The following is a 16,005-nucleotide window of genomic DNA, read 5'->3' on the forward strand; positions in this document are numbered from 1 at the left end:
CGTCATCGCTCTCGCCGTCCGTCTCGGTCTCGTCGAGCACCAGCAGCGGGGCTTCCGGGTTGAGCGGATCGGGATCGTCGCCTGCATCCGGCCCATCGTCCTCGATGGTGAAGAGGCCGTCGGAAATGTCGAGGTCGGCGCTATCGCTGTCGCCGTCCCAATCGGTCAGCGTCTTGCGGACCACCAGCGAACCGCCGGTGACGTCCATCGTCTCGCCGTCGTCATAGTCGGCGGGCGTGTCGCCATACTGTTCGTGCCAGACGTTCTGCGTCTGGGTGAAGGTGATGTCGCCCGTTTCGTCATCGATGGTGATGGTGAAATAGGTGTTGCCGTCCGTCAGGTCGGCATCAATGTCGACGTCGCCAGCCACAAGGGCGGTCGAGCCGTAGATCGTGTCGCCGATCTTGTAGAGGTAGATCGGATCGCCCTGGCCGATGCCGTCGAGCGGTCCCGAAGGATCGTCGCCGTCATAAGTGTCCAGCGGATCGAGCGCGAAGAAGCCCGAGGCGATCAGGCCGCTCTCGTTGCCTTCGCCCAGGATCAGCTCGAGCGTGTAGACCTCGCTACCCTCGTCGGCGCCGCCGTCGGCGCCGAAGCTGCCGAGGTCGAACTGCGCGGCAATCGCGCCCGGGGTCGTCGTTGCCGACTCGATACCATCGCTACCTTCGTCCGTCGGGCTCTCGTCGACGATCAGCGAGAACTGGGCCGTGCCGTCGTTGCCGGCCTCGGGGCTGTCGTCCTCGACGTCGATGATGATCGAGCCGCCGGGAACGGTGAATTCGCCGTCGCTGACGCTGACCGGAATGACGATCTCCATGTCGGGAACCGACAGGTTGTCCTCGACGCCTTCGACCGGGTGATCGATGGGGCCGAGAATCTGGACGGTGTAGTTGATCGAGTTCGAGTCCACGGAATCGATCGTCACGCGGATGATCGGAACGCCGCCGGCCGAACCGGTCAGCACGCCGCCGACGAACGTCCATTCGTCGATCGGCTCGCCGTTCGAGTAATAGGTCTCGGCCGGCGCGCCCAGCGTCACGGTGACGATATCGCCGTCCGGATCCGAATAGGGAACCTCGCCCGACGCGCTGTCGCTGTCGGCCATGTCCTCGTAGGGACCGTTGTCCGGATCGTCGTCCGGATTGCCGATCACCGGGATATGCTCTTCGCCGACCACGACACTGTCGCTGCCCACCTGCGGGCGGCCGTTCGTACCGATGATGGAGATCGTCAGGGTCGCCTGGTCGATATCGCCATCACCGTCTTCGAGGTCATAGAGGAACGTGTCCTCGAGTTCCTCGCCACTGGCCAGCGCCTGGACGGCCGCGTAGGCCGCCGGATTCTGCTCCTCGGTGTAGAGCGTGTAGGTGTACTCGCCGTCCGCGTCGATCACGAGGATGCCGTACTTGAGGTTGTAGGTGCCCGGATTGCCGAGTTCGGCATCGTCCGCACCGACCGTGTCGCGACCGGCAGCACCGCTGTCGGTGCCCGCGCCGGACATGACGTTGCCGTCGGTCGAGGTCTGGTCCTCGGTCAGGCTGTCATAGTCGTCGCGTGCGATCGGCTCGTCGTCGATGATGTTGATGGTCAACGTCGCTTCGTCGGTGTCGCCATTGCTGTCGACGATGACGATGTCGAAGAAGTCCTTCGTGTTGTCGCCGCTCGTGTTGTCGCGCAGCGTGTAGCTGACCTGGATCTCGCCGTCGCCGCCGTCGTTGAACGAAATGATCGTCAGGTCGCCGTACGTGCCCGGAATGACCTGGCCGGCCTCGCCGGTGACGAGGACGCCGTTGATGTAGATGGCGTTGGGCGTGTCGGGCGAATTGTAGACGATCACGCCATAGACGGTCTCGACGTCGGCCGCTGCATTGGTGCCTTCCGGCTCGACCGGAACGTTGCGCTCGGGAAGCCCGGCTTCGTCGACGAACGTGACGGCGTTCTCGACCAGGATGAACCCGTTGGTCGGATCGCCGGGCTGGCCCGGTTCGTCATCCGCGCCGACGAGGATCTGCGGCTTGTTGTCGACCGACAGCGCCAGCGGCTCGAGCGTCGGGGGCGTGTAGTTCGGTTCGGTCGGGGGCAGCAGGTCGCCAAGCGGCTGGCGCGGCCCGAGGTCCGGAACGGGCACGGCGAAGTTGCCGCCCGAGGACTGGGTCTGGCCGGCGGCCGGTTGCGGTTCGGTTCCGATCAGCAGCGCAGCGAGGTTGGTGGGGGGAACCTCGATGCCGCCGATCACGAGCTGCGGCACGAACACCGCACCGTTGGGAATGACGTACTGGGTCCCGTCGGGCATCTCGATCACGAGATCGGTGCCGACCACCATGATGTCGCCGAGCGAAACTTCGGCCGGAAGAACGACGACGCCGTCGGCGTTGGGTTCGAGAATGATCGCATCCGCACGGATCACGACCGGCACGCGGCCCTCGGTGGCCTCGTTGTTCTCGTTCTCTTCGTTGTTCTCGTTGTCCTGGCCCTGACCCAGGTTGCTCATGTCTTCCTGACGCATGTCCCACCCTTTGTTTTATGCGCCGGACGACACGCCACGACGCTGCTGAACTCGGCGGGGAACCCCACCGCACCCTGATAACGATTGGGGTTAACGGCTGGAGAGGCGCCCCGCGCATCCGAAGGAAGGAAACACCTGCTTTTTTGGAATTGCAAGCAAACCGCCTTTAGTGTGTCGGCTACATGACAAACAAGGGTCGAAGATTATTTGAGTGTTGCTGTTAACTTTTAAACAGAAGTAGGAGTTAATCGACTTACATTCTGTGAAAGTGAGCAAATTATGAGGTTGGGATTAAGACTAGTTGCGAAGTTACCCACAGTTTGTTGTTCGAATGATGCTCCACTAGTCTTCGTGAATTAACTTGGATTAACTTATATAAAATGGGTTAATCGTGATTCATCGGAGAAGAAGTGAAGAGTCGACGCGCCGCAATCGCCTAAAAACGAGTCCGGAAAATCCTCGAAAAAATGCACCTTCCGCGTCCCGAAACGGAACAGATCATCGATTCAGCGAAACGACTCATCGTTGCGACTCGGGAATCACGTGCGGGCTTGCCGTGGCGCTTCGACCCGCTACGCTCACGCGCCACAATGACGGGAATCTCCAAGTGAAAATCGCCTGCATCGGGGGCGGCCCGGCCGGCCTCTATTTCGCCATCTCGATCCTGCTGCGCGCGCCCGATACCGAGGTCCATGTGTTCGAACGCAATCCCGAAGGCGTGACCTTCGGCTGGGGCGTGGTCTTCTCCGACCAGACGCTCGAGAACCTGATGGCCAACGACCCCGTCTCGGCCGCGGTGATCGAGCGCGAGTTCGCCCACTGGGACGATATCGACGTCCACCTGGGCGGCCATGTCGAGACCAGCTCAGGTCACGGCTTCATCGGGATCGGGCGCAAGCGCCTGCTCGAGATACTCGCCGAGCGCGCCCGCGACCTTGGCGCGAACCTCCACTACGAGACCGAGGTCGACCATGCGGCGCTCGAAGCCGACCCGCAATGGGACCTCGTGATCGCCGCCGACGGCATCAATTCTCGCGTGCGCGCCGCGCGCGAAGAGGCGTTCGAGGTCGACGTCGACACGCGCGCCAATCGCTTCGTCTGGCTCGGCACGTCGAAAGTCTTCGATGCCTTCACCTTCATCTTCGAGAAGACCGAAGCGGGCTGGGTCTGGGCCCACGCCTATCGCTTCGCCGAGGACGGCTCGACCTTCATCGTCGAGATGGCCGACGAGACGTTCGAGAAGCTCGGCCTCGCCGAGAAGAGCCAGAATGAGGCGGTCGCGCTGTGCGAGAAAATCTTCGCGCGTTACCTCGACGGCCACCCGCTCGTCTCCAACGCCACGCACCTGCGCGGATCGGCCGTGTGGCTGAAATTCCGCCGCATCATCTGCGGCACCTGGCATGACGGCAAGACGATCCTGATCGGGGATGCCGCCCACACCGCCCATTTCTCGATCGGCTCGGGCACCAAGCTCGCACTCGAGGACGCGATCAAGCTCGCCGAGGTGCTGACCCGCGATGGCCTGACCCGAGAACAGGCCCTCGAGGAATATCGCGAGGAACGCGCGCTTGAAGTGCTCAAGCTCCAGAACAGCGCGCGCAACTCGACCGAATGGTTCGAGACACTCGACCGCTATCTCGATTTCGAGCCGTGGCAGTTCGCTTACTCGCTGATGACCCGCTCGCAGCGCATCAGCCACGCAAACCTGCGCCTGCGCGATCCCGAGTGGGTGGCCGAGCTCGAGCGCCGCTTCTGGGAACGCGCGAGCGGCTCGCCCAAGGCCGCCCCACCCATGTTCGCTCCCTTCGCGCTCAAGGACATGACGCTCGCCAACCGCATCGTCGTCTCGCCGATGGCGACCTATTCGGCCAAGGACGGCGTCCCCAACGACTTCCACCTGATGCATTATGGCGAGCGCGCGCATGGCGGCGCGGGGCTCGTCTTCACCGAAATGACCTGCGTCTCCCCGACGGGACGGATCACGCCGGGCTGCACAGGCTTGTGGAACGACGAACAGGCGGAGGCCTTCAAGCGCATCGTCGACTTCGTCCACGCGCGCACGCCTGCAAAGATGTGCCTCCAGCTCGGCCATTCGGGCGGCAAGGGCGCGACCCGGGTCGGTTGGGAAGGCTATGACGTGCCCTTGGGCGATGGCGGCTGGCCGCTGATCGCCGCGAGCGACGTGCCCTGGTCGCCGCGCAACCAGGCACCGCGCCCGATGACGCGCGACGACATGGACGAAGTCAGGGACCAGTTCGTCACGGCGACCGAGCGCGGGATCGCCGCGGGCTTCGACATGCTCGAACTCCATTGCGCCCACGGCTATCTGCTCTCGAGCTTTATCACCCCGCTCCAGAACACGCGCACCGACGACTATGGCGGAAGCCTCGAAAACCGCCTGCGCTACCCGCTTGAAGTGTTCGGAGCGATGCGCGCCGCCTGGCCTGCCGAAAAGCCGATGAGCGTGCGCATTTCGGCCAATGACTGGGCGGGCGAGGAAGGCGTCACCCCCGACGAGGCGGTCGAGATCGCCAAGGCCTTCCGCGAGGCGGGCGCCGACCTCATCGACGTCTCCGCGGGCCAGACCTGGGCCGATGCGAAGCCTGTCTACGGACGCATGTTCCAGACCCCATTTTCGGACAAGATCCGCAACGAGGGCGCGCTGACCACGATGGCGGTCGGCAACATTTCCGAGCACGACCAGGCCAACGCGATCCTGATGGCGGGCCGCGCCGACCTCGTCGCGCTGGGCCGCCCGCACCTGATCGACCCGCACTGGACGCTGCGCGCGGCCGCCGACCAGGCCTATCGCGACATCTGGTGCCCGCCCCAGTACGAAGGCGGCCTGGTCCAGCTGGCCCGCCTGCTCGAACGCGAAAAACTGATGACGGGCGACCTAAAGGCCTGACTAGCCGATCCTTTTGAGTGCATGGGCGAGCGCGTCGTCCCACGTCGCGCGGCGCCGGTCGCGCTCGTCCGGCGCAAGGTCGGGCGCGAATGTCTCGAACCTCGGCAGCATCGCCGCCACCGCCTCCCCGACGCCCTCGTGGAGCCCGGCGCCAGCCGCCGCCAGCATGGCCGCACCGCGCGCCGTGCTTTCAACGTTGCGCGGTCGCTCGACCGTCACGTCGAGCATCCCGGCGAGGTCGCGCGCCAGCCAGTCGTTGGCGATCATTCCCCCGTCGACGCGCAATCGCTCCCACGCCGCCCCGTCGTCGCGAAACGCCTTGGCGAGATCGGCGCAGCTCATCGTCACCGCCTCGAGTGCGGCGCGCACGAGATGCGCGCGCGTCGTCGCGAAGGTCAGTCCGTGAATCGAGCCCTTGAGGTCGGCGCGCCAATGCGGGGCGCCCAGCCCGGAGAAAGCCGGGACGATCGTCACTCCCCCGCTATCCTCGACCGAGGCGGCGAGCGTCGCGGTATCGGCGGCATCGCCGAAAAGGCCGAGCTGGTCGCGCAGCCACTGGACGAGGCTTCCTGCCACGAACACCGACCCTTCGAGCGCGTAGAGGCGATGACGCCCATCATCGAGCAGCAGGGTCGAGAGCAACCGATGATCCGACGTCGGTCGCGCCTCCCCGGTCGAGGCCAGCGCGAACAGGCCCGTCCCGAAGGTCGCCTTGGCGCTCCCGGGCACCAGGCACCCCTGCCCGATCGTCGCGGCCTGCTGGTCGCCGACCATGCCGGTCACCGGGATCCCCGCGCCGAATAGGCGCGTCTCGCCGACATTGCCGACCATCGGCACGATCTCGGGGAGCGCCGCGCGCGGCACGCCGAAAAGTTCGCAAAGATCATCGTCCCAGCCGCCGCCTTCCAAGTCCATCAGCGCGGTACGGCTGGCGTTGCTCGCGTCGGTGACGTGGACGCCTACCAGCTTGAAGGCGAGCCAGCTGTCGATCGTCCCGAATGCCAGCCTTCCCGCGCCCGCTGCCGCGCGTACCGCCTCGTCATGGTCGAGCAGCCAGCGCATCTTGGTCGCGGAAAAATAGGGATCGAGCAGCAGCCCGGTCCTGGTCTGGACCGCTCCTTCGTGCCCCGCCTCGCGCAAGCCTGCGCACACATCCGCCGTCCGCCGGTCCTGCCACACGATCGCGGGGGCGAGCGGCTCGCCCGTCTTGCAGTCCCATGCGACCACCGTCTCGCGCTGGTTGGTGATACCGATCGCGGCGATCCGCTGCGCGCCGCCGGCCTTGGCGATCATGTCGGCGGCAACCGCCCGCGTCGTCTCCCACAGCGCTGCCGCATCCTGCTCGACCCAGCCGGGCTGCGGATGCCGGCTCGCCAGCTCGCGCTGCGCCACGCCGCACACCTCGCCGTTCGCATCGAACAGCAGCGCACGGGTCGAGCTCGTTCCCTCGTCGAGCACGAGGATCAGGGGATCATCCGCCATTTTTCGACCCTATCCCGATTTGACGGCGCGTGCGAGGTCGTTCATTTGACGGATGCGGTTAACGCAGATTGAGTCGCTTGGGCGACGGGGGGAGATGCCGGCACATGCTCTGGATTGCGATCCGCATGCTGACCGGCGACCGCCAGAAATTCTTCGGGCTCGTCTTCGGAATCGCCTTCTCGACGCTGCTGATCACCCAGCAGCTCACCCTGTTCGTCAATTTCCTCGGGCGCGGGACGACCGCGGTCTACAATATCAGCTCGAACGACATCTGGGTGATGGATCCGGTCAGCCGCACCCCCGATACCGCGCTGGCGATGCCTTCGACCGCGCTCGAACGGGTGCGCTCGGTCGACGGGGTCGAGTGGGCGGCACCGCACCTGCGCGAGGGCGCCACCGTCCGCACCCCCGACGGCGACCTGGAACGCGTAACGATCATCGGGGTCGACGATACCAGCCTGGTCGGCCTGCCCGACGCGATCATCGCGGGCGACCGCAACGCGCTGGCGATGCCCGACAGCGTGATCATCGATTCGGTCGGCACCGCGCGGCTGTTCGGCGAAGAGGTCGACCCGATCGGCACCCGGCTTGAACTCAACGACCGCCGCGCGGTCATTCGCGGCATCGTCGATGCCGAACCGACCTTCACCAGCCAGGTGATCCTCTACACCCGCTATTCGAACGCGCTGACCTACGTGCCCGGCGCACGCAACCGGCTGACCTTCATTCTCGTGCGCGCGACCGACGGGACCGACCCGCAGGCGCTCGTCGACCGGATCGAGAGCGAGACCGGGCTGCGCGCACGGACCCGCGAGCAATTCGCGCGCGACGGGGTCGACTATCTGATCGAGAATACCGGCATCCCGCTCAACTTCGGCATCACGGTCACGCTCGGCTTCATCATCGGCATCACCATCGTCGGACTGACCTTCAGCCTCTTCATCCGCGACAACATCAAGCAGTTCGGCGCCCTCAAGGCGATCGGGGTGAGGAACCACATGATCCGCAAGATGGTCCGCGCACAGGCCGCGGTCGTAGGGCTCATCGGCTATGGCTTCGGCGTGTTCGGCGCGACGCTATTCATCAAGCTGTTCGAGGACGATCCGACCTTCAAGGGCTTCTACACGCCCTGGCAAATCCCGCTGCTCAGTCTCTTCGCCGTGTTCGTCATCCTCGCGATCACCGGCTATTTCTCGCTCCGCCCCGTGCTCAGGGTCGACCCGGCGGAGGTGTTCCGATGAGCGGCGACATCGCGGTCAGCGTCCACGGCGTGAAGAAATCCTTCGTTACGGCCCATCACGTCCACCCGGTGCTGCACGGCATCGACATCGACGTCGCGGCCGGAGACCTCACCTACCTCGTCGGCGCGAGCGGATCGGGAAAGACCACGCTGGTGTCGATCATGGCCGGCATCCTGACGCCCAGCGAGGGCACGGTGAAACTGTTCGGGACCGACATTTTCGCGATGGATCACCGCCATCTGGTCGACTACCGGCTGAGCCACATCGGTTTCATCTTCCAGCAGTACAACCTGATCCCGACGATCGACGCCGCCGCCAACGCCGCGGTTCCGCTGATCGCGCGCGGGGTCAACCGCCACGACGCGCTCGCCGCCGGCAACCGCATGCTCGAACGGCTCGCCATCGGCGACCAGGCCGCCAAGTATCCGCACCAGTTGTCGGGCGGGCAGCAGCAGCGGGTCGCGATCGCGCGCGCGCTCGTCCACGACCCGCGTCTGGTCATCTGCGACGAACCGACCGCGGCGCTCGATGCACGCTCGGGACGCCGCGTGATGGACCTGCTGCACGAACTGGCCGTGGGCGAGGACCGCGCCTGCGTCATCGTCACCCACGACAATCGCATCTTCGACTTCGCCGACCGCATCCTAGTGATGGAGGACGGCCTCATCACCCATGACGGCAAGGAAGTGCCGGTAGAGGAGGACATGGATGGCACGGCTTAGCTTCAGCCGGCAGATTCTGCCGTTGATCGCGGTGGCGGGGCTCATCGCGGCGATCGTCTTCATTGTCACCGGCACGCCCGACCGAGCGGTTACCGACCCTCCCGAGACACCTTTCAGGGCGGGCGGCGAAATCGCAGGCAAGCCGCGCGTCGCCGGAGCAGGCGTCGTCGAGCCGTCGAGCGAGACGATCGCGATCGGCACCTCGCTATCCGGGGTCGTCGAAGCAGTCATGATCTCGCCGGGCGCACGCGTGTCGAAGGGACAGCCGCTGTTCCGCGTCGACACGCGCTCGGCAAGAGCACGCATCCGCGAAGGCGACGCCGCGATCGCCAGTGCCCGCGCCGCTATCGCGGAGGCCCGCAACGCGGAAGCCACCGCGGCCCGCCAGCTGGCATTGTACCGATCGGTCGAGGATGCGGCGGCCGTCAGCCGCGCGGAAGTCATCCGCGCCGAAGGCGACGCATCGAGCGCACGCGCACGCCGCCAAGTCGCCGAGGCCGAACTCGCCAACGCCCGCGCGCGCCGCGCCAGTGCGGCAACCGAGCTCGAACGTTCGACCGTCCGCGCCCCGATCGCGGGCGAGATCCTCGGCGTCGACGTCCGCCCGGGCGAAACCGTCACTGCCGGCCCCGGCGCGGGCGGCCCATACGTGCTGATGGGCGAGACCAATCCGCTTCACGTGCGCATCGACATCGACGAGGACGAGGTCGGGCGTGTCGCGATCGGCGAGGCGGCCGTGGTCAGCCCGCGCGGGGAAGCCGACACGCGGGTCGATGCGCGCTTCGTGCGCGCCGAACCGCTGGTGGTCCCCAAGCGCTCGCTCACCAACCAGGCGTCCGAGCGGGTCGACGTGCGCGTCATGCAACTGATCTTCGCGCTGCCCGACGAGGCGGCCGGCGACTTTCGCGTCGGACAGCAGGTCGACGCCTTCATCCCCGCGAAAGTCGATCGGTGAAACGGCTGATCGCGAGCGCCAGCCTGCTTGCTCTGTCGGCATGTGCGGGCCACCCGGACCCGTCGCCGACGCCGGACCAGGTCGCCGTGCCCGAAACGTTCGTCATGGCCCCGGGCAATCGTGCCGCTAGCGAGCATGAACTTGCCGCCCTCCTCCCCGACGACCCGGCCTTCGTGTTGCTGGCAAGCCGCACACTCGACGAGGGCCCCGATCTTGCCGGTGCGATGGCGCGGATCGAGATGGCCCGCGCGATCGCCTCGCGTGCGCGCGCCGAGCGCATGCCCTCGGTGGGCTACAATGCCGGTGTCGAGGGACGCCGCATCAACCCGGACATGTTCGGGGCCGACGTCGCCAACCTCGTCAAGTTCGATCGCGAGCTGGTCGGTTACGGCGCCAACCTCTCGGCCGATTGGGACGCCGACCTGTTCGGACGGCTCAAGGCATCGCAGCGCGCCGCCGCCTATCGTGTCGACGCGGCAAGCGCCGACGCGGCCGCGATGCGCGTGGCATTGATCGCCGAAGTGGCGGCGGCCGTGATCGACTGGCGCACCATCGAAGCACAGGGGCGTGCGCTCGCCGAGGATGCGCGCGGCGCCGAGGAACTGGGCCGCCTTGCCCGGATCCGCGAGGCGGCGGGCCTGACGCCCGGCATCGCCTCCGAACGCGCCGCCGCGCAGGCCGCCGCGTCCAGGGCCCGTGTCGCAGCCATCGCCGGGCAGCAGGCGCTCTTGACGGGACGACTGGTCGCCCTGACCGCGCTTCCGGCCGACGAGGTCGTTGCCATCATGGGCGATGGCGCCCTTCCGGACGAGCTTGCCGGTCCGCCACCCGCGCTTCCCTCCACTCTTGTCGCCAGGCGGCCCGACATCGCCGCGTCCGCCGCCCGCCTCGCCGCCGCCGATGCCGAGGTCGCCGCCGCGGCGGCCGCCCGTTTCCCAAGGCTCAACCTCAAGGCGGGCATCGGCCTTCTCGCCTTCGCGCTCGGCGACCTGTTCGAGACGGGCAGCATCGTCGGCAATCTCGGGGCGGGGCTGGCCGGGCCGCTGCTCGATTTCGGCCGGATCGCCTCCGAGATCGATCGGGCCGAGGCCGCGACGCGGCTGGCCTTCGAGGATTACCGAAAAACCGTCTTCACCGCTTTCGGCGAGGCAGAGGCTTGCTATGGGCTCGTCGCTGCGACCGACATGGAGGCCGAGGCTTCGCACCAGCAGGCCGCCGCAGCGCTCCACGCGGCCCGGCTGACGCGCACCCGGATGGACGCCGGCCTTGCGACGCTGTCGGAGGCGCTCGAACAGCAGCGCCTAGCCGATGCGGGACAGGCCGAGGCGGCTGCCGCGCGAGGACGGGCGCAGCGCGCGAGGATCAGGTTGTGGCAGGCGTTGGGAGGCGGTCCGCTCCCCCGGGACTAGGCCTTTGCGGCCCCGTCGATGGCTTCGCCGACCGTCTCGACGAGCTGCTGCGGCGCGCACGGCTTCGAACAGAAGCGCGCTGCCTCGAATTCCTTTTGGAGATCGCACGGCTGGGCGTGTCCCGAATGGAACACGATCGGGACACCGGCCTCTGAAAGCCTGCGCGCGACCGGATGCACCGTCTCGTTGTCGAGCTGCACGTCGAGGATCGCGCCGTCGGGCAATTCGCCCTCGATCAGCGCCAAGGCGCCCGCCACGTCCTCGCACGGTCCGAGTACATCGTAGCCTGCGTCCTCGAGCGTGTGGGCGATGTCGAGCGCGATGATATACTCATCCTCGACGACGAGGATCTTCACTCCGGCCTGATCCGGCAGCTTGGCGGCAGCAACAGCGTTAATCGGAAGCCCCCATCGTCACGCTCCTGGTCGACGCTCGCCCCGAGTTGTTTCGCGGACACTGCGACCAATGTACTACCAAACCCCTCACTTTCCGTGCTGTTCCTCGGCCGGGAAGATTTCTCGGTCCAGTCGAGCCTGAGCCCGCCGTCCTTGGTCGGCGCCCATCCGATCGCGAGCGTCCCGTCCTTATCGCCGAGCGCACCGTATTTGACCGAATTGGTCGCCCACTCGTGGAGAAGCAGCGCAAGTCCCGAGACCGCGCTCGGACGGATATCGACGGGCTCGCCCTCGATCGTCACCCCGCGATGGTCGCGATAGGGTGCCAGGGTCGCCTCGATCAGCGCGCCGAGCGTCTCTTCCTGCTCCTCGATCGTGTCGTTGGTCAGCGAGTGGGCGCGCCCGAGCGCGGCAATCCGCTCGCGAAGCGTGGTCGCCAGTTCGTTCGCATCGTCGATGTCGCGCGCAGTGAGACTGATCATCCCTCCGATGATCGCGAACAGGTTCTTCACGCGGTGGTTCATTTCGCGCAGCATGAGCTCGCGCATCGCCACCGTTTCCGCCTCCGCAGTAATGTCGAAATTGACCCCGACCACCTTGGCGTTGTCGCCCTCGGGGGCATGGCGTCCAAGCCCGCGCAGCACGCGCTCCTCGCCATCGGGGCCGATCACGGTGAAGGTCTCGGCATAGTCCTTGAAGCCGCCTGCGGCCTTGGCCAGTCCCGCTCGCACGCGGTCGCGGTCCTTGTCGGCGATGCGGTCGAGAATTTCGTCGGCGGGATAGCGCTCCTTCGGCTCGAGGAAAAACATCTTCTGCGCCCGTTCGTCGAGGACCCGGACATCGTCGTCGGCATAATATTCCCAGACGCCGATCCCCGACACCTTGAGTGCCAGCGCCAGCCGCTCGCGCTCGGCCGCCAATTCGCGCTCCAGGACCTTGGCAGCGGTGATGTCGGTGAAGACCAGCGTCGCCCCGCTGATCGATCCGTCCAGCGACCGGTACGGCATCGTGCGCAGCAGGAAGCAATGACCGTCATCGGTCTCCATATTGCGCTCGATCGACGGGTGACCGGCGATGACCGCGCGCGCGTCGTCGAGATACTGGTCGTTGTCGAGCCGCGCGGTCATGTCGTCGAGCCCGCGCCCACGATCGGTGTCCTTGAGCGGGAAGATCGCCGTCGCGGCCTCGGTGAAACTGCGTACGCTGAGATCGTGGTCGAGGACAACGACCGCGAGCTGCGTGCTGTCAAAGAAGTTTTTGAGGTCGGCATTGGCGACGGTGAGCTGGTCGACCTTGGACTTCAATTCGTCGTTGACCGTGGTCAGCTCCTCGTTGGTCGACTGGAGCTCCTCGTTCATCGACATCATTTCTTCGTTGGAACTCTTGAGCTCTTCGTTGACCGTCTCGAGTTCCTCGACGGTGCTGCGCAGCCGATGCCGTGCGATCCTGAGCTCGTCCTCGAGAATCTGCACCTGGCTGTCGTTGGGCCCCATGTCGGTGAGGTCGTCGTCGACACCCGGCTTGAAGGCTTCAACCTCGCGGAACACGAGCAGGATTTGTCCGTCGGGCAACGGGTCGGCGATGACGTTGATGGTCTGCCTGCCGAACTCGGACTGGACCGAGACCGCCCGCGCGACGACGCGGCTGCGTTCGGCCTGAGTCTGGCGGATCAGCGGAAGCAGGATCTCGCGCAGTCCCGGCCGCGCCAGCGAGGCCGCGCTGGTGCGCCCGCCCTGTACTCCCGGAAATTCGAAATAACGCGACAGGCGGCCGTAGCTCGCGTCGATATCGCCATGCATGTCGACCACCAGTGCGGCGGGCGAATAGCGCTCGAGAATGCGCTTGACCGCGCTGTTCTGCTCGGTGGCCGGCGAGGGATGTCCACGCCGCGCCAGCGCGCGATCGAGACGAGCGCGCGGCGGCGCGCTGGAGTGGAGTTCGACTGGATAGGTGCCGCGCCCCTCCATCCGCCGGAACAGCCGTGCCTTCTGGTCGATCGGTTCGAAAAGGTCGTCGAAGCGCCCGATCGTTTCGGACGGGCCCAGGAACAGAAAGGCGCCTTCCATCAAGGAGTAATGGAGAAGGGGAATGACCAGCTGCTGGAGCCTGTCGCCGAAGTAGATCAACAGGTTCCGGCAGCTCACCAGATCGAGTTTCGAGAACGGCGCATCCTTGATCAGGCTGTGTTGCGAGAAGCGGACCATATCGAGAATTCTCGGGGCCACCGCCACCGTGTCCCCCTCGACGACCATGAACTTCTCGCGCAATTCGTCGGGCATGTCGGCGAGCGAGGCGGGCGGGTAGAGCCCGTCGCGCGCGATATTGAGCATGCGCTCGTCGATGTCGGTCGCGAAGATCTGAATATCGGGCCGTGCCCGCTGCTTGTCCGCCTCGTCGGCCAGCATCATCGCGATCGAAAAGGCTTCCTCGCCACTCGAACAGCCCGGGATCCAGACCCGGATTTCACCGCTATGCGCATATTTCCTGACCAGCGGCACGATCGCGCACTCGCGCAGCACCTCGAAATGCTCCCGGTCGCGAAAGAAGCGGGTGACGTTGATCAGGAGATCGCGGAACAGCGCGTCGCATTCGTCCACGTCGTTGCGGATCCGCGCGAGATACTCCTCGCCCGTCTCGATTCCGAGGACCTGCATGCGCCGTTCGATACGCCGCTCGAGGGTCGAGCGCTTATAGCCGGAGAAATCGTGCCCGATGACCTCGTGGATCGTCGAACAGAGCTGGTCGATATTGTGGGCGACGACCGAGGCACCCTCGCCGATCCGCTCGTCGCGCCTTCGCGCGAAATAGTCGAGCAGGGTGGGGATCAGTTCGCTTGGCTCGCGCACGAAATCGACAAGGCCGGTCCCGACGGCCGCGAGTGGCATACCGTCGTAACGCGCACTGGTCGGCTCCTGCGCCAACGCGATGCCGCCATGCTCCTTGATCGCACGCAGGCCCAGCGCGCCGTCCGCACCCGTTCCGGAAAGCACCACGCAGGCCGCCATCGACCCCGTTTCCTCGGCCAGCGATTCGAAGAAATCGTCGATCGGACGGCGCATGCCGCGCGGGCGCTCGAAATCGACGAGGCGCAGCTGTCCGGCCTCGATCCTCAGCCCGTGCCCTGGCGGAATGATGTAGACATGGTCTTCGGCGGGCGTCTCGCCTCCCTTGACCTGGTTGACGGTCAGCGCCGTCTCCCGCGAGAGGAGTTGGGCAAGCAGACTCTCGTGATCGGGATCGAGATGCTGGACGACGACGAACGCCATGCCGGTGGGCCCGGTCGCCGCGCCGAGCATTTCGCGCAGCGCCTCGAGACCGCCGGCGGAAGCGCCGATCCCCACGATCGGGAGGTCGGTTTCGTCCCGCGTCGAATCGCCCGCGACTGTCTCAGGCTCGTTGACCATGACAAATCAATACGGAGGCGTTCCAAGCTTGTGAAGTGCCGGTGCAGGACTGTGCAGTCCTAGGGGTGATGAATTCCGAGTATCCCCGCACGGTCGGCTTCGTCCATCAAGAAGCGCGCCTGCGATATCGCGGCCGCCGCCTCGGCGATCGACTGGATCGACCCGAGATACATTTCTCGTTCGTCGCGGCCCCTCATCTGAGGGCGCAATTGTTCGGTCAGTTCGGCATTGTAGTCGAGCAATTCGGACGGCGCGGCCGCGCTCACGTCGAACTGCGAGGCCAGGATCAGTCTCGGCGTGCCGCCTGGCCCGGTCAGCCGATGCAGCGTCAACTGGTTGATGAACGGTGTGCCGTCGGCACGGAAGTTGATGAGGTGGGTGCGAACGCGGCGACGGTTTCGGTCGGCCATGAACTCGCGCAGCGGCGCGACGCCTGGCTGGTGGGTAAGATGGCGTTGGAGGAAGCGGCAATTTCGCCCGAGCACGTCCGCCTCGGCATATCCCGTCAACGCGCAGAAGCGGTCGTTGACCTGGAGCAGCTCTGCATCCGGGGAATCGACCGGGCTGAGGGACAGGGCAAGGTTCGCCGTCCCGAGATATTGGGCGACCCCTGCGGGGACTGCATTCACATCGCTTTTCCAGACCCATGGACGGAGCGTGCGTTCGGAAACGCCAGAACGCCCCTCGATGGCGATCCAACGGCGCCACTTGTGACAAGTTCCTGTGTTGGCTTGAGAAACTCCTGGCGCGCACACGCAAAAAGGCCCGGGAGTTTCCTCCCGGGCCTCTTGTTTGGGCCGTGTAGACGGTTTCGCTTAGCGGCTGCCGCCGAGCGGCAGGCGGATGCGGAACGCGCCCGAGTGGACCGTCTCGCGACCGTTGAAGATCGCTTCGTATCCGACCCTGACGTCGACCTTGCCGGCCTTGCCGCCGAAGCTCACGCCCGCCAGCGCGCTGTCGCGCTTCGCCACCGTCGAGATGAT

General features: G+C 66.0%; 10 protein-coding genes. 5 read left to right on the top strand and 5 right to left on the bottom strand.

Annotated features, from left to right (window positions below):
• A partial coding sequence (locus NNY25_RS11040) for a DUF5801 repeats-in-toxin domain-containing protein (RefSeq protein ID WP_265571639.1) occupies positions 1-2,491 on the bottom strand: 2,491 nt, incomplete at its 3' end.
• A gap of 622 nt (positions 2,492-3,113) precedes the next feature.
• On the opposite strand from NNY25_RS11040, the gene NNY25_RS11045 reads away from it, so the two are divergent.
• The gene (locus tag NNY25_RS11045; RefSeq protein ID WP_265571641.1) at positions 3,114-5,414 is read left to right on the top strand and encodes a bifunctional salicylyl-CoA 5-hydroxylase/oxidoreductase; all 2,301 of its coding nucleotides are present in this window, start codon (positions 3,114-3,116) and stop codon (positions 5,412-5,414) included.
• On the opposite strand, the gene NNY25_RS11050 is transcribed toward NNY25_RS11045, so the two are convergent.
• Positions 5,415-6,896 carry an FGGY family carbohydrate kinase gene (locus NNY25_RS11050; RefSeq protein ID WP_265571643.1) on the bottom strand — a complete coding sequence of 494 codons (1,482 nt, stop codon included), beginning with the start codon at positions 6,894-6,896 and terminating at the stop codon, positions 5,415-5,417. It abuts the gene before it with no gap.
• A 104-nt stretch (positions 6,897-7,000) separates the two neighbouring features.
• Between NNY25_RS11050 and NNY25_RS11055 the strand changes: the two genes are divergently transcribed.
• From NNY25_RS11055 to NNY25_RS11070, 4 genes are read left to right on the top strand one after another with little or no spacing between them, the layout of a single operon-like run.
• Positions 7,001-8,137: an ABC transporter permease gene (locus NNY25_RS11055; protein ID WP_265571644.1), complete on the top strand. Its 1,137-nt coding sequence runs from the start codon at positions 7,001-7,003 to the stop codon at positions 8,135-8,137.
• Positions 8,134-8,859 (top strand): ABC transporter ATP-binding protein, encoded by a 726-nt coding sequence (locus tag NNY25_RS11060; protein ID WP_265571645.1) that lies wholly within the window; start codon positions 8,134-8,136, stop codon positions 8,857-8,859. Before NNY25_RS11055 ends, NNY25_RS11060 begins: the two co-directional genes overlap by 4 nt.
• Positions 8,846-9,814: an HlyD family secretion protein gene (locus NNY25_RS11065; protein ID WP_265571646.1), complete on the top strand. Its 969-nt coding sequence runs from the start codon at positions 8,846-8,848 to the stop codon at positions 9,812-9,814. Before NNY25_RS11060 ends, NNY25_RS11065 begins: the two co-directional genes overlap by 14 nt.
• A complete protein-coding gene (locus tag NNY25_RS11070; RefSeq protein ID WP_265571648.1) occupies positions 9,811-11,223 on the top strand; it encodes an efflux transporter outer membrane subunit in 1,413 nt (470 codons plus the stop codon). Before NNY25_RS11065 ends, NNY25_RS11070 begins: the two co-directional genes overlap by 4 nt.
• On the opposite strand, the gene NNY25_RS11075 is transcribed toward NNY25_RS11070, so the two are convergent.
• The 3 genes from NNY25_RS11075 to NNY25_RS11085 are packed head-to-tail and all read right to left on the bottom strand — an operon-like array spanning position 11,220 to position 15,651.
• Positions 11,220-11,579: a response regulator gene (locus tag NNY25_RS11075; protein WP_265571649.1), complete on the bottom strand. Its 360-nt coding sequence runs from the start codon at positions 11,577-11,579 to the stop codon at positions 11,220-11,222. The two genes, NNY25_RS11070 and NNY25_RS11075, sit on opposite strands and share 4 nt — an antisense overlap.
• A complete protein-coding gene (locus tag NNY25_RS11080) occupies positions 11,576-15,022 on the bottom strand; it encodes a chemotaxis protein CheB (RefSeq protein ID WP_265571651.1) in 3,447 nt (1,148 codons plus the stop codon). Before NNY25_RS11080 ends, NNY25_RS11075 begins: the two co-directional genes overlap by 4 nt.
• A gap of 59 nt (positions 15,023-15,081) precedes the next feature.
• Positions 15,082-15,651 (bottom strand): PAS domain-containing protein, encoded by a 570-nt coding sequence (locus tag NNY25_RS11085; RefSeq protein ID WP_265571653.1) that lies wholly within the window; start codon positions 15,649-15,651, stop codon positions 15,082-15,084.
• Positions 15,652-16,005 lie beyond the last annotated feature (354 nt).

Origin of the sequence: Sphingomicrobium nitratireducens (assembly GCF_026157035.1) — a bacterium.
Taxonomy (GTDB): domain Bacteria; phylum Pseudomonadota; class Alphaproteobacteria; order Sphingomonadales; family Sphingomonadaceae; genus Sphingomicrobium; species Sphingomicrobium nitratireducens.